Annotated in this window: 15 protein-coding genes and 8 pseudogenes; all 23 read right to left on the bottom strand. The window is 32.1% G+C overall.

Features of this window, described 5'->3' with window-relative positions; all coding sequences use genetic code 11:
• Window positions 1-50: 50 nt before the first annotated feature.
• The 23 genes and pseudogenes from JCM7501_RS16535 to JCM7501_RS04530 all read right to left on the bottom strand — a co-directional run bounded on the left by JCM7501_RS16535 (window position 51) and on the right by JCM7501_RS04530 (window position 20,511).
• A pseudogene (locus JCM7501_RS16535) lies at window positions 51-408 on the bottom strand (dodecin family protein).
• A 61-nt stretch (window positions 409-469) separates the two neighbouring features.
• A pseudogene (gene sigF, locus JCM7501_RS15820) lies at window positions 470-1,208 on the bottom strand (RNA polymerase sporulation sigma factor SigF).
• A gap of 9 nt (window positions 1,209-1,217) precedes the next feature.
• The gene (gene spoIIAB / locus JCM7501_RS04435) at window positions 1,218-1,649 is read right to left on the bottom strand and encodes an anti-sigma F factor (RefSeq protein WP_012995175.1); all 432 of its coding nucleotides are present in this window, start codon (window positions 1,647-1,649) and stop codon (window positions 1,218-1,220) included.
• 13 nt (window positions 1,650-1,662) lie between these two features.
• Window positions 1,663-1,998 carry an anti-sigma F factor antagonist gene (gene spoIIAA, locus JCM7501_RS04440; protein ID WP_013150290.1) on the bottom strand — a complete coding sequence of 112 codons (336 nt, stop codon included), beginning with the start codon at window positions 1,996-1,998 and terminating at the stop codon, window positions 1,663-1,665.
• A gap of 113 nt (window positions 1,999-2,111) precedes the next feature.
• Window positions 2,112-3,256: pseudogene (locus JCM7501_RS04445) on the bottom strand (D-alanyl-D-alanine carboxypeptidase family protein).
• A 64-nt stretch (window positions 3,257-3,320) separates the two neighbouring features.
• Complete coding sequence (locus tag JCM7501_RS04450) at window positions 3,321-4,193, bottom strand: site-specific tyrosine recombinase (RefSeq protein WP_013150288.1); 873 nt, start codon at window positions 4,191-4,193, stop codon at window positions 3,321-3,323.
• Between the two features lie 82 nt (window positions 4,194-4,275).
• Entirely contained in the window at window positions 4,276-4,899 is a 624-nt protein-coding gene (spoIIM, locus tag JCM7501_RS04455) for a stage II sporulation protein M (RefSeq protein WP_028991919.1), read from the bottom strand.
• A 65-nt stretch (window positions 4,900-4,964) separates the two neighbouring features.
• Window positions 4,965-6,134 (bottom strand): endonuclease Q family protein, encoded by a 1,170-nt coding sequence (locus JCM7501_RS04460; RefSeq protein WP_028991920.1) that lies wholly within the window; start codon window positions 6,132-6,134, stop codon window positions 4,965-4,967.
• The gene (locus JCM7501_RS04465; RefSeq protein ID WP_028991921.1) at window positions 6,131-6,670 is read right to left on the bottom strand and encodes an NUDIX hydrolase; all 540 of its coding nucleotides are present in this window, start codon (window positions 6,668-6,670) and stop codon (window positions 6,131-6,133) included. Before JCM7501_RS04465 ends, JCM7501_RS04460 begins: the two co-directional genes overlap by 4 nt.
• Before the next feature lie 323 nt (window positions 6,671-6,993).
• The gene (locus JCM7501_RS04470) at window positions 6,994-8,070 is read right to left on the bottom strand and encodes a DUF3866 family protein (RefSeq protein ID WP_013150283.1); all 1,077 of its coding nucleotides are present in this window, start codon (window positions 8,068-8,070) and stop codon (window positions 6,994-6,996) included.
• 1 nt (window position 8,071) lies between these two features.
• Window positions 8,072-8,476, bottom strand: a complete 405-nt coding sequence (locus tag JCM7501_RS14165; RefSeq protein ID WP_256201138.1) for an MraY family glycosyltransferase — start codon at window positions 8,474-8,476, stop codon at window positions 8,072-8,074.
• A 118-nt stretch (window positions 8,477-8,594) separates the two neighbouring features.
• The gene (locus JCM7501_RS14170) at window positions 8,595-8,774 is read right to left on the bottom strand and encodes a hypothetical protein (RefSeq protein WP_256201139.1); all 180 of its coding nucleotides are present in this window, start codon (window positions 8,772-8,774) and stop codon (window positions 8,595-8,597) included.
• A 117-nt stretch (window positions 8,775-8,891) separates the two neighbouring features.
• Window positions 8,892-9,577 (bottom strand): annotated as a pseudogene (locus JCM7501_RS04480) (glycosyltransferase family 2 protein).
• A gap of 10 nt (window positions 9,578-9,587) precedes the next feature.
• Window positions 9,588-10,514 (bottom strand): copper transporter, encoded by a 927-nt coding sequence (locus JCM7501_RS04485; protein ID WP_013150280.1) that lies wholly within the window; start codon window positions 10,512-10,514, stop codon window positions 9,588-9,590.
• A gap of 11 nt (window positions 10,515-10,525) precedes the next feature.
• Window positions 10,526-11,647, bottom strand: a complete 1,122-nt coding sequence (steA, locus tag JCM7501_RS04490; RefSeq protein WP_028991923.1) for a putative cytokinetic ring protein SteA — start codon at window positions 11,645-11,647, stop codon at window positions 10,526-10,528.
• A gap of 205 nt (window positions 11,648-11,852) precedes the next feature.
• Window positions 11,853-12,635 carry a sporulation transcription factor Spo0A gene (gene spo0A, locus JCM7501_RS04495; protein WP_028991924.1) on the bottom strand — a complete coding sequence of 261 codons (783 nt, stop codon included), beginning with the start codon at window positions 12,633-12,635 and terminating at the stop codon, window positions 11,853-11,855.
• A gap of 84 nt (window positions 12,636-12,719) precedes the next feature.
• Window positions 12,720-14,031: pseudogene (spoIVB, locus tag JCM7501_RS15825) on the bottom strand (SpoIVB peptidase).
• A gap of 118 nt (window positions 14,032-14,149) precedes the next feature.
• Window positions 14,150-15,849 (bottom strand): annotated as a pseudogene (gene recN / locus JCM7501_RS04505) (DNA repair protein RecN).
• A 17-nt stretch (window positions 15,850-15,866) separates the two neighbouring features.
• Window positions 15,867-16,322 carry an arginine repressor gene (locus JCM7501_RS04510; protein WP_012995161.1) on the bottom strand — a complete coding sequence of 152 codons (456 nt, stop codon included), beginning with the start codon at window positions 16,320-16,322 and terminating at the stop codon, window positions 15,867-15,869.
• Window positions 16,323-16,340: 18 nt separating this feature from the next.
• Complete coding sequence (locus JCM7501_RS04515) at window positions 16,341-17,192, bottom strand: NAD(+)/NADH kinase (protein WP_028991927.1); 852 nt, start codon at window positions 17,190-17,192, stop codon at window positions 16,341-16,343.
• Between the two features lie 58 nt (window positions 17,193-17,250).
• Window positions 17,251-18,051, bottom strand: coding sequence for a TlyA family RNA methyltransferase (locus JCM7501_RS04520; protein WP_012995159.1), 801 nt, complete (start codon window positions 18,049-18,051; stop codon window positions 17,251-17,253).
• A 2-nt stretch (window positions 18,052-18,053) separates the two neighbouring features.
• Window positions 18,054-19,914, bottom strand: a pseudogene (dxs, locus tag JCM7501_RS04525) (1-deoxy-D-xylulose-5-phosphate synthase).
• 10 nt (window positions 19,915-19,924) lie between these two features.
• Window positions 19,925-20,511 (bottom strand): annotated as a pseudogene (locus JCM7501_RS04530) (hypothetical protein).
• Between the last annotated feature and the right edge of the window lie 417 nt (window positions 20,512-20,928).

The following is a 20,928-nucleotide window of genomic DNA, read 5'->3' on the forward strand; positions in this document are numbered from 1 at the left end:
TTCTCACCCCTTTTTATAACAAGAGCACCATAGACGGTGCTCTTTTATTTTTAATCCAAACCTTGGTCTGCCCTATAAGCTATTTGTATATTAGCTTTATATTCTACTATTTTTCCATTTTTTACATTAGCTGTTTGATTAACAACTTCAATTCCCGATATATTGTCAATAGTTTTAGCTGCCTCTTCTACAGCTTTGTGTATTGCATCTTCCCAACTGACCGTTGAGTCACCTACAACATTTAAAACTTTCACAACTGCCATAGGATTTCCTCCTCCTTAAATACCAAATCAGCACTGTCAGGTATTTTTTATTGGTCTTATGCATATAAAAATAGCTAATAGCAAAAATTAGCAATATTGCCACCATTATAATTAACGTCTTTTTCATTTTTATTTCACCAACCATTATTAGTATGTGAAGATAATCAAAATTAATTCAAAAAAAGTGTAGTATTTATGTTAAAATACTACACTTCATCCAATTCTTTTCTTAATTTTTGTAAAACTTTTTTCTCTATTCTCGATACTTGCACTTGTGAAATCCCTAAAATACTTGCTATCTCCATCTGCGTCATATCTTTAAAATATCTCAAAAATATTATTTGTTTTTCTCGCGGTTTAAGTTTATTTATAACCATCTGCAAAGCTAATTTATCGTCTATATCAACTTCTTTTTCCTCTTCACTTACCATTCAATTAAAAGCCTATCATCTTCGTCATGAGTTGCGTTGTCATACAATGACTCAGCAGTTGCAGCTGATTCAAAAGCCATAGCAACTTCTTCTGGGCTCACCTTTAATCTTTCAGCAATTTCATTAATTGTCGGTTCTCTGTTTAATTCACTGCTTAAAACCTCTTTAAGATAGAAGGCCTTTGTAGAAAGCTCCTTTAAAGAGCGACTTACTTTTATTAGCCCGTCATCTCTTAAAAATCTCTTAATTTCTCCCATTATTATAGGTACTGCATAGGTAGATAATTTTACATTGTAAGATTCATCAAATTTTTGAACTGCCTTCACAAAACCCATACAACCTATTTGATATAAGTCTTCCAATTCGTATCCTCTGTTAGAAAATTTTTTAACAATACTCCAAATAAGACCACTATTTTCTAAAATTAATTTTCCAAGCTTTCTTTATCATTTTTTTGCGCTGCTCTTATCAATGTCAAATTGTCATCACTTTTTTCAAAATTCCCTTCTTTCATAAAGTCACCTCATTTATCAGACCCTATATATTTTGTCATCCGAACTAGAGTTCCTTTCCCTGGAGTTGATTCAACTTCTAATTCATCCATAAAGGTTTGCATTACAGTAAAACCCATTCCGGCTCGCTCTTCTTCTAAGCGAGTTGTGAATAAGGGTTGCATAGCCTTTTCAATATCTTCAATTCCCTTTCCTTCGTCTATGATTTCAATTGTTAGTTTGTTGCCTGAAACAAAAGCTTTAATAGTAATAATACCAATTTTACTTTCATATCCGTGAATTATACAGTTGGTAACTGCTTCTGAAACAGCAGTTTTTATATCTGCAATTTCCTCAATTGTCGGATCTAGTTGAGCAGCAAAAGCTGCAACAACAGTTCTTGCAAAAGACTCATTTTGCGACCTACTTAAAAATTTTAACTCCATCATGTTCGTGTATTCCATGGTAATCCCCCTTTTATATTTCTTTTAAGGCTTCTTCAATGTCATTATAACATTTAATTATACGCAACAATCCAGAAACTTCAATAATTTTATGTAATTGCTTGTTGGCACTTACTATAGCTACCTTACCATTGTTCTCTTTGATTTTCTTATATCTACCTATTATAACACCAATTCCTGAACTATCCATAAAATTTACATTTTTAAAATCAAAAATTAAATTTTTACATGACTTTTTTGTATATTCTTCATCGATCACATTTTTTATGTTTTCCGCTACATGATGGTCTAACTCACCTTCAATTTTTGCTATCAAGGTATCCTTTCTTTTTGCAAATTTTACTCCCATCTTATCAACCTCCCCCTATTATATTCGATATAAATTTTAAAATTCCTCCTTTTTTTACAATATTTTTCTAAAATTATAAAAAGCACTAAACGACTGTTTAGTGCTTAAGTAAACTACTGATATCTTAACCATCCACTAAAAACTTTATTGAGATTTTCAAAAAAATTTGCTTTTTCTACTGCTTTTTGCGGATATAAGTTAAATGTCTTTATAACCTTGCCATCCTGAGTTATTTTTACAGTGCCTATTGGAACCTCTTTAGCCAGAGGAGCTAATACAGCATTCTTTAGCTCTACCTCTGTTTTTATATTTTTACCTTCTCCTTTTTTAATAAGTATATACTCATCATCGTGGCATACACCGCTAACAGTTTCTTTTTTCCCTTTTAAAACTTTAACATTACCAAAACTTTGCCCTTTTGAAGCTATTTTTACGCTTTCATAATTAGCAAATCCATAATCTAACAATTTAGCCGTTTCACTAAATCTCGTCTCAGAATCAGGTGCCCCGAACACCACCGCTATTAATCTTGTATCTGCTCTTTTAGCTGTTGCTGCCATACAATAAAGTGCTTCCGAAGTAGAACCTGTTTTAATTCCGTCTACTCCTTTATAGCGCCACAATAATTTATTAGTATTTATGAGACTAAATTTCCCATTTCTTAAAGAATCTAATTTATTGGTCAAATATTTAAATATACTTCATGTTTTACTAATTCTCTTGAAATCATCGCAATATCATATACACTTGTCAAGTGACCTTCATCAGGTAGTCCAGTTGCATTTTTAAAAGTAGTATTCTTTGCACCTAATTCTTTAGCCCTTTTATTCATAATTTCAACAAAATTTTCCTCCGTACCCGCAATATACTCAGCTAAAGCAACAGAAGCATCATTTGCCGAATTCATCGCTATAGCTTTCATTAAATCATCTACTGTCATTTCCTCACCTATTTCTAAATATATTTGTGTACCTCCCATATCAAAAGCATGTTTACTAGTGACAACTTTATCTGTTATTTTTATTTTACCAGAATCTATTGCTTCAATCGCCAGTAAAAGAGTCATTACCTTGGTAACACTGGCAGGCGGCAATGGCTTATGGCTATCTTTTTCATAAAGAATTTGTCCTGTATTAGCCTCCATCAAAATAGCAGATTTTGCCTTTAAATTTAAAGTATCAGCATATACTGTAACATCTAAAATAAAAGAAATGGCTATTATCATACTTACTAATAATGTTAAAATTTTTTTAGACATAAAATCACCCTCCTCATCACTATTTATTTTGCGCTGGAGGGTGAATATTATACTTTTTTATATTTTAAGCCCGAGGGTGAAATTTATTATATACTTCTTTTATTTTCGATTTTGAAATTAAAGAAAGTAAATTTGTATTTAGATTTGTTTGATAGCCTAACATTTCTTGGACAGCTCTAATATCCGCACCGTTTTGAAGCATATGTTGCGCAAAAGATTGTCTTAATGTATTTGGAGTAACAGGAAATCCAGGATTAATTTTATCAGTATATTCTCTTATTATTTTCCAACATCCCTGTCTTGTAAGTTTTTCTCCACGCAAATTTAAAAAAAGAGTATTTTCTCCATTTTTTGCTTTTCTTCCTTTTTCAATATAATTTTTTAAAGCTTCAATTGCATGAGAGCCTATAGGAATAACTCTTTCTTTATTAGAACGAATAACTACATAACCATAAGATAAATTCACATCTTCTAATTTTAAAGAAATAACTTCAGAGACTTTAAGTCCTGTAGCATAAAGTAATTCAATAAGAGCCTTATCTCTAAGTCCTTTTTCATCATTCCCAAAGTCTATTGAAAGTAGCATATCTACCTGTTCAACTGTTAAAGCAGTAGGTGGCTTTTTTTCTACTTTCGGGGTATTAATCATGTATGTTGGGTCTTCTTCTATTTTCTTTTTCATAAATAAATAATGATAAAAGGCTTTGAGAGAAGAAACATTTCGAGAAACAGTTGCTTGCGATTTACCTTTTTTCTTCAAATAATAAAGATAATTTAGTATTGTCGATTTTTTGACATTATAATAGTTTATTCCGATTTCTTCAAGATAATTTAAAAATTGCTTTATATCTCTGTTATAAGATTCTAGAGTGTTTTTGGACAGTTTTTTGTTCTTTTTTAAAAAATCCAGAAACTCCCCAACCACATTATTTAACATATTCTTTACCCCTACAATTCATGAATTTTATAATAAAGCATTTAATTATAAATATTCAACATAAATCGTCATTTTCCTTCTTTTATGGCGAAAAAATCGGTAAAAGCAATATATAGGGTGAAAGATAAGATTCTATTAAGCAACCTATTGATATAACTAAAAACCCTGCATATACCATAAAAGTATAAGAAACAAATTGTGATACTAACTCTTCAAAATAAAATTTACGATTTTTTAAAAGATATAAAGAAAAATTAATAGCCGTTATAGATATAAACAAAATTCCCAACAAGATAAAAACATTTTGAGGTAAAATTCCCATAAATACAAGTAATACCCCTTTTGTCTCAAATTCTTTTATTAAAACTCCAATAGAAAATCCTAAAATAAAGCCTCTTATCCCCACAAGCAAAAATATAAAAGGAATTCCTATAATTGTAGCCCCTAAAATCCATAAGACAAACACAGTGACAAAATTATTTAAAAGAGATTGTTTAAAAATTTGGCTAGAATTCAAGTTTACAAATTTTGCAATTTGATAAAATTTTGAGATATACCCTATTATTTGCTCCATCTGTATATCAGTTAGATTATTAACAGTAAAAGATCCCGCTGCTACTCCTATCATTAATGACATTACAGCTAACACATACAGCAAAAAATTATTTTTAATATGCAGATGAAGGTTTCCTTTTAAAAACTTCAAGAATATTGCCCCCTATTTTTATAAAGCTAATTTAAATTTATGAGTCAAAAGGGGACAATATTCCTTTAAGTTATAGTAACTTTCCCGTATATTCCCCCTCCTCCAGCTGAAACCTCCAATTTCCCTTCTCTTGCCTTTAAAATATTTAGGGCATTAGAAGTTCCCACTACTTTTTCTAATTCTTCATAAGCTGCCTCATGCAAAGCATACAGTTCACTGCCAAAATAATTTACTAATTTTTCGATAGACTTTTTCCCAATATTAGGAATAAATTCTAAAGGGATTTGATAAATATATAAAGGTCTAAAAGAAGGATGGGTAGTATCATAATCTTTAATTTCCTCTACTCTATCCCTTACACCTAAAACTATATTTGCGCTTCCACATTTTAAGCATTTTTTAACTGGTGGTTTTTCCCTTGCAATATAGCCACAATCCAAGCAAAAAGTTCTATGGTATTTCCCTAACTTAGGATTTAAACCGTAATTTTTTATAATTTCTCTTCCCTTTTCTCTTTTTATAGCCAGTAAAATCTCCTCAAAATTTGCCTCTTTTATATCAAAAACATTAAACTCTCTGGCTATTTTTTCTAAGGAATGGGCATCTGAATTGGAAAGAAAAGTTTTGCCTTTTAATTCCTCAATCTGATCCGCCATATCAGAGTCTGCACTAAGGCCTAATTCTATTCCATAAATAAATTGATTAAAATCTTTAAAGACATATTCAAGTCTATCAGTACAACTGCCATAATAACTTTTAAAAGGAGTAAAAACATGGGCGGGAATCACAACTCCATTGTATTTTTCGGCGATTTCAACAACCTGCACACTTGTAAGATTTATTCGCTGAGAACTTAAATTTATATTTTTTATGTATTTAGAAATTTCTTGAGAAAATAGAGAAATGCTTTCAATATCTTTAAAATAACAAGTTAAGTGGGGAGAGCCCTTTTCTTCTTTACCAATTTCAATTTCGCAGCCTAAAATCAAAGTAACTTTATTTTTATACCTAAGCCCTCCTTCTTCAAGAGGAAATAATGTTCCTTCTTGTACATATTCTTTTATTTCCTCCAAAACAAGAGGAGAGGCAGCATCTACAATTCCCACTATATCAATTCCCTTTAATATACTTTTTTCTAATATATTTAAAACAGTTAAATTCTTTGAGGTTGCAATTTTTATGGGAGCACCTTTACTCCTTGCAACATGAACATGCAAATCCCCGTAAAATTTCATAGGCTATTCCTCATTTTAAAATAATATAAAATTCCAATTATTGTTTTAGAATCTTTTATCTGATTTTGCAAAATCATTTCCCACAATTCCTCTGGAGTATACTCATATACCTCTAAAAATTCGTCCTCGTCAGGTTGAGCAGTGTATTTTTTTAAATCTTTTGCAAAATACAAATACATTTTTTCATCAGAAAATCCAGGAGTAGTATAAAAAGTAATCAAATGTTTTATAAAACCTGCTTCATAACCTGTTTCTTCTAATAATTCCCTTTTAGCACAAATCAAAGGTTCTTCGCCTTTTTCTAACTTTCCTGCTGGTATCTCTAATAAAGATTCCTCAGCAGGTTTTCTATACTGCTTCACTAACAAAATTTTTTCTTTATCGGTAACTGCTACTATGGATACACCGCCGGGATGCTCAACTATTTCTCGCGTAGTAACTTTTCCATTAGGCAATTTTACCTCATCTACTCTTAAATTTATTATTTTTCCTTCAAAAATCTTATTGGTACCGACTGTAACTTCTTTTTGCTTCAAAACTCATCTTCCTTTCTATGTATATTTTTAGCAATAATTACATAACATACTATAGAAATGAGGTGATAAAATGATTATAATAGGAAACAGTCTTTATTATGCTGGAAAATTTTCTACTCTATTATTTTTATTAAAGGAACTAAATAAAAGATACAAAACTTTAGGAGAAGTAATCCGTGTCAAGAATTAGACTCATTTAGTTAACATCTTACCCAAGAGAAGCAACTTGACAGAGCAGTTGCTAAACTTAGCGAGACTGAGAGACAAAAGCGAGGCCAGAGGCAAGGATGCTGGAAGCTGACCCCTGACTCGAAGTAATTAAATCAGCTTTCCAATAATTTAAAAGACACATAAAGGGCTGCAGCTCCACAAGCATTAAAAAAGTCTGGCTCACTTTCATAGTTTTTTCCCATTGTTGTCAAGTTAAAGTCAGTTTCTTCTATATATTTTCTTATAATTTCAGCTTCAATAAATTCTATTCTATATCGTGAAAATACAGGATTTGAATTTATCTGCTCTTTTATTATTTTTTCTTTTTCTTCTTCCATTGTAGGAAAAGTCAAAACGCAGGAACTATTACACAGTTCTAAAACAGTTATAGTATGGTGACTAATTCCTTGATGCCTATTTCTTTTGTCATTAAATCCAATTCTTGGGATAAGTACAGGATTACCTTCCAATTTATTTACAGCATCTATTATATAGGCTTGTTCTACTCCTGAAAAACCATACTTAGTTCCCGTACCTACTATTCCTGGCCCCATTGCCACTATAACTACGTCTGTTTGTAATACCTCCTTTGCACCTATCAAAGCAGTATAAATATTTACACATTCATAATCTCCTCCAAAAGCATGGCCAATTGTAATTGTATTATCTATTATTCCTCTCTTTTTAAGTTCAAAAACTGTATTGCTAAAACTTATAGGTAGGCATCCACCATCTGTCATTACATATGTAATTTTAAGGTTAGGATTTGTACTTTTTAGCACTAAGGCTACAGGCGCTACCATACTGTGAAGTTCTCCAACTATTACAGGTAAATCTTCTAAACTTTCAAACTCTTCAAAAGCAGTATGATAAGGACTGTTTTGTTCCTCCATGCTTAGTACATTTATCTGAAAAGGTGTATATCTCAATTTCATAATATGTCCTTTACTTATAGCATCGAATTGAGAATGTCTGAGATTTGCCATTATAAAATCATATCCACCGGTTCCAAGATTTAAAAGGCGAGCAGTTCGGTTTACATAAACTTTATCTCCTACCTCTATTTTTCCGGTTACATCGTCATAATTCAAAGCCAGTGCCTTTTCGTCCTCTGACTCAACCTCCACAACAGTTATGCCTTCTCTTTGTGACACAATTTTATTTACTTTAGCTAAATAAACGCTAATCACGTTATCTTTCTCCTTTTCTTCCTAACATGTCGAGATAGTTTAAAACTTTATTTTTTTCGATCAAAGCAGTTAACGAATATTTTTCTGTAAAAATATGTAATAAAATTAGCAATGTTAATATTATTAACTTGCCGTATAAATCAAAAATAAGGATGCTACTTATTCCTAAAGACATTCCTAAAACATTTGATCCGGTATCCCCCATCATTACTTTGGCTTTTAAATCTTCCGGTAAATACACTAAAAGAATCATAGTTAGTAAAACCAAGAAATAGGGTTGAGTTTTGCCTATTATTAGAAAAATTAAAGAAATAACCAAAAAAGTCTTCCCAGACCTTCCAGGTCGTAAGTCTACAAGGTTTAAAAAATTAGTAAAAAGTGCTATTATCAAGGTATCTATTATCAATTCTCCTATATAATTTTTCCAATATTAAAACTTGTAAAAAAAGCAATCAAAACTCCTGATAAAGCTTTTAAACTGCCCGTAGTAGGCTTTCCTTTTAAAAGCATTGTTATATGACCCTTTAGCCTCTTACATTTTTGTCTCCTAATACATCATCTATAAATCCGGCAAAAGAAATGAGGGATAAACTTAACAAAATTACTTCTTGATAATCTATTTTAAGTCCCAATAAATTGAGAAGTATAATTGACACAAATAAAGAAGGTACAAATACAATACCACCACAAACAGGTATCATCATTTATAGTTTTCTCTTAAACACAAAGGTTTGCTAATAATACTATAAAAAGCTTTTTTGTTATAACTGTCATTATTAAAGGAGTTAACAATATTTTAGTCCAAAACACTATCTCACCTACTAATCATTGATATCTTTCGAAAGAAACTTATATATTAATACTTTCAGAATATCCCAAAACTGCTTTCCTCTGTGTAGGAAACCTATTAAGTTTCTGCCTGTAACAGAGTGTGTCATATTCACTTCTACTTCTTTTATTTTGTATCCTTTTTTTAATAGATCTATTGTCATCCCAACTTCTATTCCAAAACCTTTATAAAAAGTTTTTAAACTCTCTAAAACATTTTTTTTAAAAGCCTCTGGCCTGACAATACAGATTCAATTTCATATCCAGTAAAATATTTTACTCCTTTTCTAGCTAAAGTTTTAACAAAGCCAAATCCAGCTTTTACATTTGTTTTGGGAAACTTTGCAATTGTAACATCTGCTTCTCCCTCAAGGACAGGCAATATAAGTTTTTTGACTTCTCGCGACGAAAGCCCTACATCAGCATCTAGAAAAACTACAACGTCATTTTTTACATATTTTAAACCTTCCTTTAAAGCTGTTCCTTTACCAACATTTCTCTTCATATTGACTATTTTCGCACCTGCTTTTTTTGACTTTTCAGCAGTATTATCAGTTGAGCCATCGTTTATTACGATAACTTCATCGACTTCTTCAACATCTTTTAGTCCTTTTATGGTATCAATTATTCTCTCTTCTTCATTGTAAGCAGGTATTAGTACACTAACTTTTTTATCCATCTATCCACCCTCACTTTTTAGAATTAGCAGTGGAAGTATGATTAGAATTGTCAGACTTTATAAAAGAATCCGGCATTAAACTCATTGCACTTGCCTTCACTCCATAATTGCCTTCTTTACCCTCCATTACCATTATAAGTGACGTTTGACCTATTATATCTTCTACATTGTCTATTGTGGAAATATGCTGTTTTTTATAAGCATCAATATAGGAATATTTAGCATCGCTTTGTTCAACACCTATAATAGGAACATTGAGTAATTTCGCTTGTTTTATTATTGGAATATCTATAGAAGCTACATTATTATCTTCATTATTACTTCCTCCAGCTATAATCACAAAATCTGTATTACCTGCAATCCCCGTAAAATCAATATAACCATTTGCCTTTAAATAATTAATAAGATCCACATCCTGACCAGTTACAATCGCATTAGCTAATTTCGAAGCTACGAATTCGTTCAGGTGTTTTTCATCTAGTGTAACTTCATATTTGTTAGAAAGGAAATTGATTAAATTTTCTACTTCCAATTCATTACCAGTATTAAAACTGTTTTTTATAACAGTAATTGACTCAATCGTGGCTCCTGCTTTTAAAAGAGCGTTCCTCATGCCAGAATATATAAATTCGTTAGTAGTTTCAATAATTGCTACTTTAACTCCACTTAACTTATTATCTATTAACTCAGGAAAAATAATTTGATGAAACTGATTGTAATACCCTATCCTTTTATTTAATTCTTGAATAGTGGTTTTCAGATTATCATTTTCTGTTTGTAAATCTTTGAACTTTTGTTCTAATTCGTTTATAATTGCAGTTTGTTGCTCCGAAAAAACCTTTTGGCCATCTAACATAAAGCCTATAAAAATGCCAATTCCTAAAGCAACAAAAATAGAAGCAATTGTTAAAACATAGTATTTAATATTTATATTCATAAAAATCCTCCTCAAAATCCAATTAAAAGACGAATTCTAAGTTGTAATAATTTCAACAGCTGCTGCATAGGTGGAGAAAAATACGCTATTACTCCCAGAGGAATCAACGCTGCCAGTATAATGCTTAATATATAAGAAATTTTAAAATTTTCCCTGTACAGCTTATTTACTCCTTTGGCATCGATTAATTTTTCTCCCACTTTTAATCGCACTAAAAAAGTGCTGGACATTCCTTTTCTCCCTTTTTCCAGAAAATCAATCATACTGGAATGGGTCCCTACAGCAACAATTAAGTCAGCACCTTTTTCAAATGCCAACAGCATAGCTATATCTTCACTTGTACCCGGTGCCTTAAAAATTTCTGCTTTAAGGCCTAATGCCTTTACTCTATCTAAGCCCGGTGCTCTTCCGTTGGGATAAGCATGAACTACGATTTCGCGAGCCTTTTTTAAAGCCTCATCACTTACACTGTCCATATCACCAATGACTATATCAGGTACAAGACCAAACTCTAAAAGAGCATCTGCCCCTCCATCTACTCCTATTAAAATAGGTTTTACATCGTTTATATACTGTTTTATTGTAAATAAGTCTTCTTTGTAATCCTTTCCTCTAACAACTACAAGAGCATGTCGATTCTTAAAACGAGTTTTAACATTTGGTAATTCAACTCCCCCTAGAATAAAATATTTTTCTTTCTTGGCATATTCTAATGTATTTTCAATGAATTTATCTAATTCAACACCTATGTTTTCACGACTTTCCTGCAATTTATAGTTTATAACGTCTTTTGTGAGAAGTTTTCCTCTTTTTATAAGCAGACCGTCTTTATATATTTCATTATCAATTATAGTTATTTTGTCATTTTCTTTCAATAAATCAAAAATGTCTTTTCCTACATCGTCAATAATTGGAATTCCTGCCTCACATAAGATGGAAGGTCCCATGTTAGGATATCTACCGCTTATAGATTTATCAGCATTTATGACTGCCAAAGCTTTTTTCTCTACTAAAGATTCAGCAGCCACTTCATCTATATCTCTATGATCAATTATAGCTATTTCTCCAGGATTTAATCTTTTCACTAAATTTTTAGTTCTTTTATCCATTTTCACTGTTCCTGTTATTTGCATACAAGTTTCCTCCATAAAGTAACATCGTTTATTATTATAGCATAAAAAATTTTTACAGGAAATAAAAAAGTCATTTTATTCAGTTACATGAAAATCCTTCCACTTGTTGAATCCTCAACAAATAGAAGGATTTTTGGCTCTACTTTTATGTTTTATCATATTTTTAAATGAGAGCTAAAAAAAGAAAAAGCAGGTATCTGCTCTTTTACCCTGCTTTCATTCCCAACCTCAATTTATCAGCAATAAGCGCAATGAACTCAGAATTTGTTGGTTTACCTTTTTCGTCATTTATAGTATATCCAAAAAGTTCATTTAAAACTTCAGTTTTGCCCCTACTCCAAGCGACCTCTATTGCATGCCTTATAGCTCTTTCTACTCTGCTGGGAGTAGTATTGTACTTTTCCGCTATTTTAGGATATAACATTTTGGTTACAGAATTCAAGTACTCCATATTGCTTATAACAAGAGAAATAGCATCTCTTAGATACATATACCCCTTTATATGAGCTGGTACTCCTACCTCATGAATAATTTCTGTAATCATCGCTTCAAGGTCATAATTTTTCTTTGCCTTTACCACAGGAAAAACAGTCTTTGATACTACATCTAACTCAGATTCCATAATTTCAGAAATCCTTTTTGATAGCATAGCTAAATCAAACGGCTTTAAAATATAATAATCGGCTCCTAAGGCAATAGCTCGTTGAGTTATTTTTTCTTGGCCAACAGCAGATAAAACTAAAATTTTAGGCTTTTTTAATTGTTCCTCATTTATCTTTTCCAAAACACCAATACCGTCTAAATATGGCATTATAATATCTAAAATTAACAAATCCGGCGAATGATCTTTGATTAATTCAATTGCTTGGTTGCCATCATTGGCAACACCTACCACTTCAATATTTTCTTGGGTAGATAAATACTCAGCTAAAATAGTAGCAAACTCTTTGTTATCATCCGCTATTCCTACTCTAACTTTCTTAACCAATTATTTAACCTCCCATTGCTAATATTAGTATAATATTTATTATTCTACATAATATATGAATTTCCTTCTTTTTCCCGAAAAATTTTAATTATTTGTAAAGACCTGTTTATTATTAAGTAGATTATTCATTTCCCTCATCATCCATTCTGCATAAACAGCATAACCTTTTGTTGGGTCATTAACAAAAACGTGAGTAACTGCTCCAACCAGTTTCCCATCTTGTATAATAGGGCTACCGCTCATACCTTGTATTATGCCTCCAGTCTTTTTTAATAAATTCTTGTCAACAATCTTAATTATCATGCTTTTAGAACTAGGAGTTTCTTGATATACTTTTTGATAATTTCAATATCAAATTCCTGTATACCTGTACCATCAATGGTAGCTAATATTTTCGCTGGTCCTTCTTTTATTTGGCTTTGATATGCTATAGGAATCTCTCCATACAAATCATTATTAAAATCTTTATACATATTCCCATAAATTCCAAATTCAGTATTTTTGAGTATATTACCGATTGTATCAACTTCTTCTAAAAAAATCCCTTTTAATTCCCCCGGCCTACTTCTTCTTCCCTGGTCAATAGAAGTAATTCGAGAATTCATAATCTCACCGTTTTCTACTGATAACATGTGCCAGTGTCTACATCAGTTATAGCATGGCCTAAAGCTCCATATATCTTTGTCGTAGGATAATAAAAGGTTAAGGTTCCTATACCAGCAGTGTGATCTCTTACCCAAAGACCTATTCTGTATTGTTTATCCTCTTTTGATTTTACAGGACAAATACTAGTATAAAAAATGTGGTTTTTCCTGTTTATTTTTAATTTTAAAGCTTTTCCCTTTAATTTATTTGCAATGTTAGTAATGTCTTCTGCACGTTTTATTTCCTTACCGTTGACCTCTAATATTATATCTCCTATCTGTATTTTTCCTTGTTTATAAGGACTATAAATTTTACTATCCTCTCCCATTATATCTGAATAACCTACTACTAATACGCCTTTTGTGTTTAGCTTAACCCCTATTGCTTGACCACCTGGAACTACTTTTGTAGGCGGAACAATATCGACACTAATATGTTTTATAGGAAATATTCCAAATAGCTTAAAATCCAAATTTACTGTACCGGTGTTTACAGCTTCTATTGTAATTGGTTTTTTTAAATTTAAAACATTTTTACCTTCTGTATCATTAATTTTCAAAAAACCTTTTTTATCAGCCTGAAAACTTACTTTTATTGGTATATTAAAGTTATAATTGACTTTTTCCCCTTGAAAAAATTTAAAACTTGAGGGGGTTTTTGCTATATCTTGTATAGGAGTAAAATAGTTTGCAAATACTAAAAAAAAGCTTAAGGATATAAAAAGTAACAACTTTACTGTATTTTTTGGCATTTTCTCACTTCCTTTTTTGTGGCTTATTTAATCTAAAATTAACTTAACCTTTTTTAAAGTTTTATATACTGTCAATATATTAGCCGATAGTAAAAGGAAGTGAGGTCAAACCAAAATATTAAATTTTGCTTTTAAATTGAGATGCAATATCTAGTAATTCTTTTGAATGGTCTAAAGTAGTCTGAGTAACACGGGAGCCTCCCATAATACGGGCTAATTCATTTATTTTTCCTTGATAATCAAGTTTTTCCACATTAATATAAGTCCTTTCCTTTCTTTCTATTTTGGAAATTCGATAATGAGTATCTGCCATAGAAGCAATTTGAGGTAGGTGAGTAACACAGATCAATTGATGTTTTTTAGAAAGATATGCCATTTTTTCCGCCACTAATTGGGCAGTTTTTCCGCTTATTCCCGTATCAACTTCGTCGAAAATCAAAGTAGAAATTCCATCTGCCGAAGCAAGAATAGTTTTTAATGCCAGCATAATTCTTGAAAGTTCACCACCAGAAGCAATTTTAGATAAAGGCTTTAGAGGCTCTCCTCTATTTGTAGAGATTAAAAATTCAATCTTATCAAATCCAGTTTCAGTAGGTTCTCCCATTTTTTCTATATTCACCTTAAAATAAGCATTTGGCATATTAAGTTCAACTAAAATTTGATTTATATTTTTTTCTATATTTTCTGCCATTTGCTTCCTTTTGAGATGTAATGCTTCACCAACTTCTAAAATTTTTTCCCATAATTTTTGTTGCTTAAGCTTTAATTCTTGCTGCTTTTCTTCAAAATTTAATATATCCTCTAATTCCCTTTTTTTATTTTCTTTAAATTCTAAAATCTGCTGTATTGTAGGTCCATATTTTCTTTTCAAGAAATTTATTTGATCTAATCGCATTTCAATTTCCTCTAAACTTTGCTGGTTAAAATCTAAGCCTTTCAAGTAATCCCGTATCTGCAAAGCACAGTCTTCTAATTCATATAGGATATTCTCCAATTTATCTTTCAAAATTTTTAACTTTTCATCTATAGTAAGAGCAGTTTCTAAATTTTTAATTGCAACATGTAAATTATCTAAAACAGAAAAGCTCCCACTACCTTCGTACAAAATTTGTAACTAGAATTCATAGCGGTGAATAATTTTTCGAAATTTAATAATAAATTTCTTTTTTCTAACAACTGACTTTCTTCTTCTACGCTTAAACTTGCCCTTTCAATCTCTTCAATTTGATATTTCAAAAGCTCAATTGTTTCATTTTTTTCTTTCTCATCTTTAAAAAAACTTGAAATCTCTTTTTGTATCCTGTTGTATTCTTTTAATAGCTCCTTAAATTTTTCTCTTAAAGCTTTAAACTCCTCATCCCCAAAGTTATCTAAGATAAAAAGATGTTTAGTATTGTCTAAAAGAAACTGATGCTCATGTTGGCCTAAAATATCTACTAAGAAAGCTCCTATTTTACTCAAAAAAGAAAGAGGCACTATTCTGCCATTTATTCTACAATAACTTCTTCCGTTTTTTGTAATTTCCCTATTTATTATTAAAGTGTCATCCTCTTCTAACTCCAAACCTATTTCTTCTAAAATTTCTACAATTTTATCTTTATTGGAATCCACAAAAAATACGCCCTCTACAATAGCTTTTTCTTCACCTGTGCGTATTATCTCTTTGCTGCCCCGACCGCCTAAAAGCAGCAAGACCGAATCAATAACTATAGATTTGCCTGCTCCTGTCTCACCAGTTAATACATTGAATCCTTCCTCGAATTGCAACTCTGCCTTGTCAATTAATGCAACGTTTTGAATGCTAAGTGCTAAAAGCATAGCAAAACCCCCAGAAATCACTTAATTAACTTTTTGAATTTCTCCAACAACTCTTGAAGAGCTTCTTCATTTCTCGCTAAAACAAAAATAGTATTATCTCCTGCTAATGTGCCAACTATATTATTCCAATTTAATGTGTCGATAGCTTCTGCTGCTGCAGGAGCTGTGCCTGATAACGTTTTTATAACTATGATATTTCCTGCATAATCAACACTAATTATAGACTCAGACAATAGAGTCATTAGCCTATCTGTGATATGGCTGTCTACTTTTCCCATCGGTGCGTATTTATATCTTTTCCCATCTTCTGTTAACACTTTTATAAGTCTTAATTCTTTTATATCTCTTGACACAGTAGCCTGAGTTACATCAATACCTTGCTTTTGAAGTTCAGCTGCTAGCTCTTCCTGTGTTTCAATTTCTTTTTCAGAGATTATTTCAAGAATTTTAGCGTGCCGAGCTATTTTCATCATATTAGCCATCACCTCATTTTATCTTTCTGTAAGTTTGTCCCTCAACAAATCAAAAAAATTGGTATTTTTTACTTTTATAAGATTGGTATATTCATTGCTCTTTTTAATGTAAATTATATCTCTATAATCAAGTTTAAATCCCTGTTGCCCGTCGGTTGTTATCATTAAATCGTGATTTTCTTCGCTTATTTCCAATCTTATAACATCCTCTGGTAAAACTATTATAGACCTTGAATACAAAGTATGAGGGCAGATGGGTGTTATTATTATAACTTCAACAGTAGGATATACAATAGGTCCGCCCGCCGAAAGCGAATAAGCAGTTGAACCAGTAGGAGTTGCAATTATTACTCCATCTGCTAAATAGGTATCTACGTAATTGTTATTTACATAGGCATTTATGCGAGCCATTCTTGAAAAAGCTCCTCTTGTAATAACAATATCATTTAAAGCTCTAAAATTAATGATTTCCATATCATTTTTAACTATATTTGCTTCCAGCATCATCCTTTTTTCGACTGTATATTCTCCCTTATATATTTTATCTAAAGAAATAAACGCCTCATTCATGTCTACCTCTGTAAGAAATCCAAGGTGACCCAAATTTACGGCAAAAATAGGCGTGCCAAAAGGTGCACAAAGCCTCGCTACATTTAAAATAGTGCCATCTCCTCCTAGTGCAATTATAAAATCGGACTTACTATATATATCTGTGGATTTTTTACCGTATTTATCATAACCCATTTTAGAAGCAACTATTTCGTTAAGATATGGCTCAGAATCATGCTCCAGTAGCCATTTTACAATGGATTTAGTTACTTCTAAGTCTTTATCTTTATTAATATTGGGAATAACACCGACTTTTTTCATCATAATATCACCACATTTATCATATTCTACAAAAAAACAAATTTTCCTGCTAAATATTTTATTTGTCCAAAGTTTTAAAAGCCTCTTCTATAATTTTCGCAATGTCAAAGTTGAATTGATTTTTAATTTCTTTTTTACCGCAAATTAAATATTCTATATTGCCTTCTGCACCCTTTATAGGAGAATAGGTAATGCCTATTATACCGTAATTATATTTTTGAAACAAGGTCACAATTTTTTCAATCACTTCTTTATGAACAGCGGGATCTTTTACAACACCTTTTTTGCCTACTTTTTCTCTCCCCGCTTCAAATTGCGGCTTTATTAAAGCTATCAAGTCTCCCTCTGATTTTAAAAATTTATCTGCAGAAGGTATTACAAGTTCAAGGGAAATAAAGGAGACGTCTATTGTGATTATATCCACTATTTCAGGCAATGTCTTTAAAAATCTTATATTAGTCTTTTCCATATTTATAACCCGAGGGTCATTTCTTAAACTCCAATCCAATTGCCCGTATCCTACATCTACAGCATATACTCTTATAGCACCATGTTTCAAAAGGCAGTCAGTAAAACCTCCTGTAGAAGCTCCAATGTCTAAGGCAATCTTCCCAGTCACATCAATATTAAAAGTTTCTATCGCTTTTTGTAACTTTAGTCCACCCCTACTTACATAAGGTAAAGAGTTAGTTTTTACCTCGATTGAAGAATCTATGTTGACAAACTCTCCAGCTTTTTCAATTTTCTTGCCATCAACATATACTTCTCCTGCCATAATAGAAGCTTTTGCTTTTTCTCTTGAAGAGAAAAAACCTTTTTGAACTAGTAAAACATCCAATCTTTCTTTTTTTGACGCCATATTTACCTCATTTCCTTATATTTTTGTAGTATAGTATTTGCGATAGACTCGGCATCCAAATTGTATTTTTTAAACAAACTTTCCACATCTCCCTGTTCAATAAATTTATCAGGAAATCCCAAACGTAAAACTGGCTTATGTATTCCGGTAGAATTCAAAAGCTCTAGTATAGCACTTCCAACGCCACCCACTATTACATTGTCTTCTACTGTAACAATAAATTTAACTTTGTTTGAAATATCCAAAATTAGCTCTTCATCTAAAGGTTTGACAAATCTCAAATTAACAATAAATGGTTGCAAATCAGAGGCTTTTAAAATTTCTTTCGCCTTTAATGCCTTTTCTACCATTCTTCCTAATGCAAAAATCGCTATCTCTTTTCCTTCACAAACCAATTCTGCCTTTCCAAACTCTATACTGCATTCTCTTGTAATATCAAATTTTCCTGCTTTTCCTCTTGGATACCTTATAGCAACAGGAAAGTCAAGATTTCTTGATAATTTAATCATTTCAACCAATTCATTTGCGTCTTTTGGAGACATAATCGCTATATTAGGAATTGGCCTTAAATAAGATAAATCAAAAACTCCTTGATGGGTTTCACCATCTTCCCCTACAATCCCTGCTCTGTCAATTGCAAAAACAACAGGCAATTTTTGTATACATACATCGTGGATAATCTGGTCATAAGCCCTTTGCAAAAAAGTAGAATACACTGCAAAGTAAGGCTTATATCCCTGCACTGCCATTCCTGCTGCAAAGGTAGTAGCGTGTTGCTCTGCTATTCCAACATCAAAAAATCTTTCAGGTATTAATTTTGCAAAATGAATAAGTCCTGTTCCTTCTGGCATGGCAGCAGTTATTGCAACAATTTCGTCATCTTTTAATGCCATTTCAGTAAGAGTCTTTCCAAATACGTCAGAATAAGTCTCCTGTTCCTCATTTACAAACTTCCCCGTTTGTATGTCAAAAGGAGCTGCAGAATGGAATTTCTCTGGAAATTTTTCTGCAAATTTGTAGCCCTTACCTTTTTTGGTAACAACATGTATTAAAATAGGTCCTTTCATTCTTTTTGCTCTTTCTAAAACCTCTATAAGCCTCCAACATCATGTCCGTCAATAGGTCCTAAATATGTAAAACCCATCTCTTCAAAAAACATTCCCGGCACTACTAACTGTTTTACAGAATCTTTTATCTTTTCGATGTATTTATGCAGACTTTTCCCAATTGGAGGCGCAATATTGAGTAAATTATCAACTTCTTGTTTAATTTATTATAAGTAGGATCTGTTCTTAGCTTGCTTAAATACAAAGATAAACTGCCCACGTTTTCAGAAATCGACATTTCATTGTGATTTAATACAACAATCAAATTTGTCTCAGACCTTCCTGCATCGTTTAATGCCTCAAGAGCCATACCACCAGTTAAAGCTCCATCCCCAATTACTGCTACTACAGAGTATTTTTCACCCTTCAAATCTCTTGCCTTGGCTATACCTAATGCTGCAGATATAGAGGTACTGCTGTGACCAGCTCCAAATACATCGTGCACGCTTTCTGCCCTTTTAGTAAAGCCAGAAAGGCCATTGAATTTTCTCAAAGTGTCAAATTGGTCTTTCCTTCCCGTAAGCATTTTATGTACGTAGCATTGGTGCCCAACATCCCAAATTATTTTGTCAACCGGAGAATCAAAAACATAATGAAGTGCAATAGTAAGTTCAACAATTCCAAGGTTTGATGCTAAGTGGCCCCCCGTTTTAGACACCTTTTCTATTAAAAATTGGCGTATTTCTCTGCAAAGCAGGAGAAAATCCTTCTTGTCTAATTTTTTTAGATCATAAGGGCTATCAATTTGTTCAAGCATTTAAAGACCCTCACTTTCTTTTCTTCCTTTTATTATTCTTAAAATCTGGCAAAATCTTTATACCTGTTTTTTTTTCAATCCACGCCAGCATCACAGCAACTCCATACACAATAGACTGACTTTTAGCTATACCTATGTTCTTCCCCACAGCCTTTCCTCCAATGGTAATGGCAGATAATAGACCTCCTAAAATTGCAGTATAAATAGAGCCTTTAGCTCCCTCAAAAGTAAATTTTACAATTATCGCCATCAGAGCAGCCCCAGATACAATCCCGGAAATATCTCCCACAACGTCATTGCAAAAATTAGCTACTATATTAGCATTTCTGAGAAGTTTTATGCCTTCCTTTGCCCCAAATACTTTTTTAGCTGCCATTGCATGAAAGGGTTCTTCTCTGCCTGAAATCACTGCTGTACCTATTACATCAAAAATTATACCAATTAACACTATAAAACCAAGAACGCAAAAGGCTACAATGAGATTGCTTTCTTTCAATGCAACATCAGAAAAAAATTTAATATGGTAGCAAGAAAAAAGGTTATAATAGATATATGTAAAATCCATTTATAATCCATATTTATGCTTTTGTTTTTCATAATAAAAAAAGAACCTCCTATGGTATATGTAGGCAAAGTGGTAGCATATTGAGTAAACTTTGCGGCTTAGGTCCAGTAGGATTTCCCAAGCAGGCACTGAACGTCACCGTTCAGCGGTTCCCCTTTAAGCCCGCTTTTACCTTGTTGCCAAAGGTAAGACTGGATTGCCACTTAGCCCGCACTGTAATCCCCAATATGCCGCCGGCAAGGCACAGCCTAGGAGTTTTCCTCACCAGAGGGACTAATCCCTATCCTCTTTTGCAATTCGGGTTTCATCAGCAATAGCAGTAATTCAAGAGCTCATTGAATTACTGCTTAAATTAAAACTGATATCCACCCGAATCACTCAAGGCAGGCTACACTGTCCGCAGCTTTATGGCCGCGCGACAGGTTCATCCCACCCCATAGCTTAAGAGC

The organism is Thermoanaerobacter thermocopriae JCM 7501, from assembly GCF_001310975.1.
Lineage (GTDB): Bacteria > Bacillota > Thermoanaerobacteria > Thermoanaerobacterales > Thermoanaerobacteraceae > Thermoanaerobacter > Thermoanaerobacter thermocopriae.

Coding starts and splice junctions, on each gene's coding strand:
- spoIIAB (WP_012995175.1), bottom strand. CDS start 1,649: ATGGAATACACGAACATGATGGAGTTAAAATTTTTAAGTAGGTCGCAA.
- spoIIAA (WP_013150290.1), bottom strand. CDS start 1,998: ATGGGAGTAAAATTTGCAAAAAGAAAGGATACCTTGATAGCAAAAATT.
- JCM7501_RS04450 (WP_013150288.1), bottom strand. CDS start 4,193: ATGTTAAATAATGTGGTTGGGGAGTTTCTGGATTTTTTAAAAAAGAAC.
- JCM7501_RS04460 (WP_028991920.1), bottom strand. CDS start 6,134: ATGAAATTTTACGGGGATTTGCATGTTCATGTTGCAAGGAGTAAAGGT.
- JCM7501_RS14170 (WP_256201139.1), bottom strand. CDS start 8,774: ATGATGATACCTGTTTGTGGTGGTATTGTATTTGTACCTTCTTTATTT.
- JCM7501_RS04485 (WP_013150280.1), bottom strand. CDS start 10,514: ATGAATATAAATATTAAATACTATGTTTTAACAATTGCTTCTATTTTT.
- steA (WP_028991923.1), bottom strand. CDS start 11,647: ATGCAAATAACAGGAACAGTGAAAATGGATAAAAGAACTAAAAATTTA.
- JCM7501_RS04510 (WP_012995161.1), bottom strand. CDS start 16,322: ATGATGAAAATAGCTCGGCACGCTAAAATTCTTGAAATAATCTCTGAA.
- JCM7501_RS04515 (WP_028991927.1), bottom strand. CDS start 17,192: ATGAAAAAAGTCGGTGTTATTCCCAATATTAATAAAGATAAAGACTTA.
- JCM7501_RS04520 (WP_012995159.1), bottom strand. CDS start 18,051: ATGGCGTCAAAAAAAGAAAGATTGGATGTTTTACTAGTTCAAAAAGGT.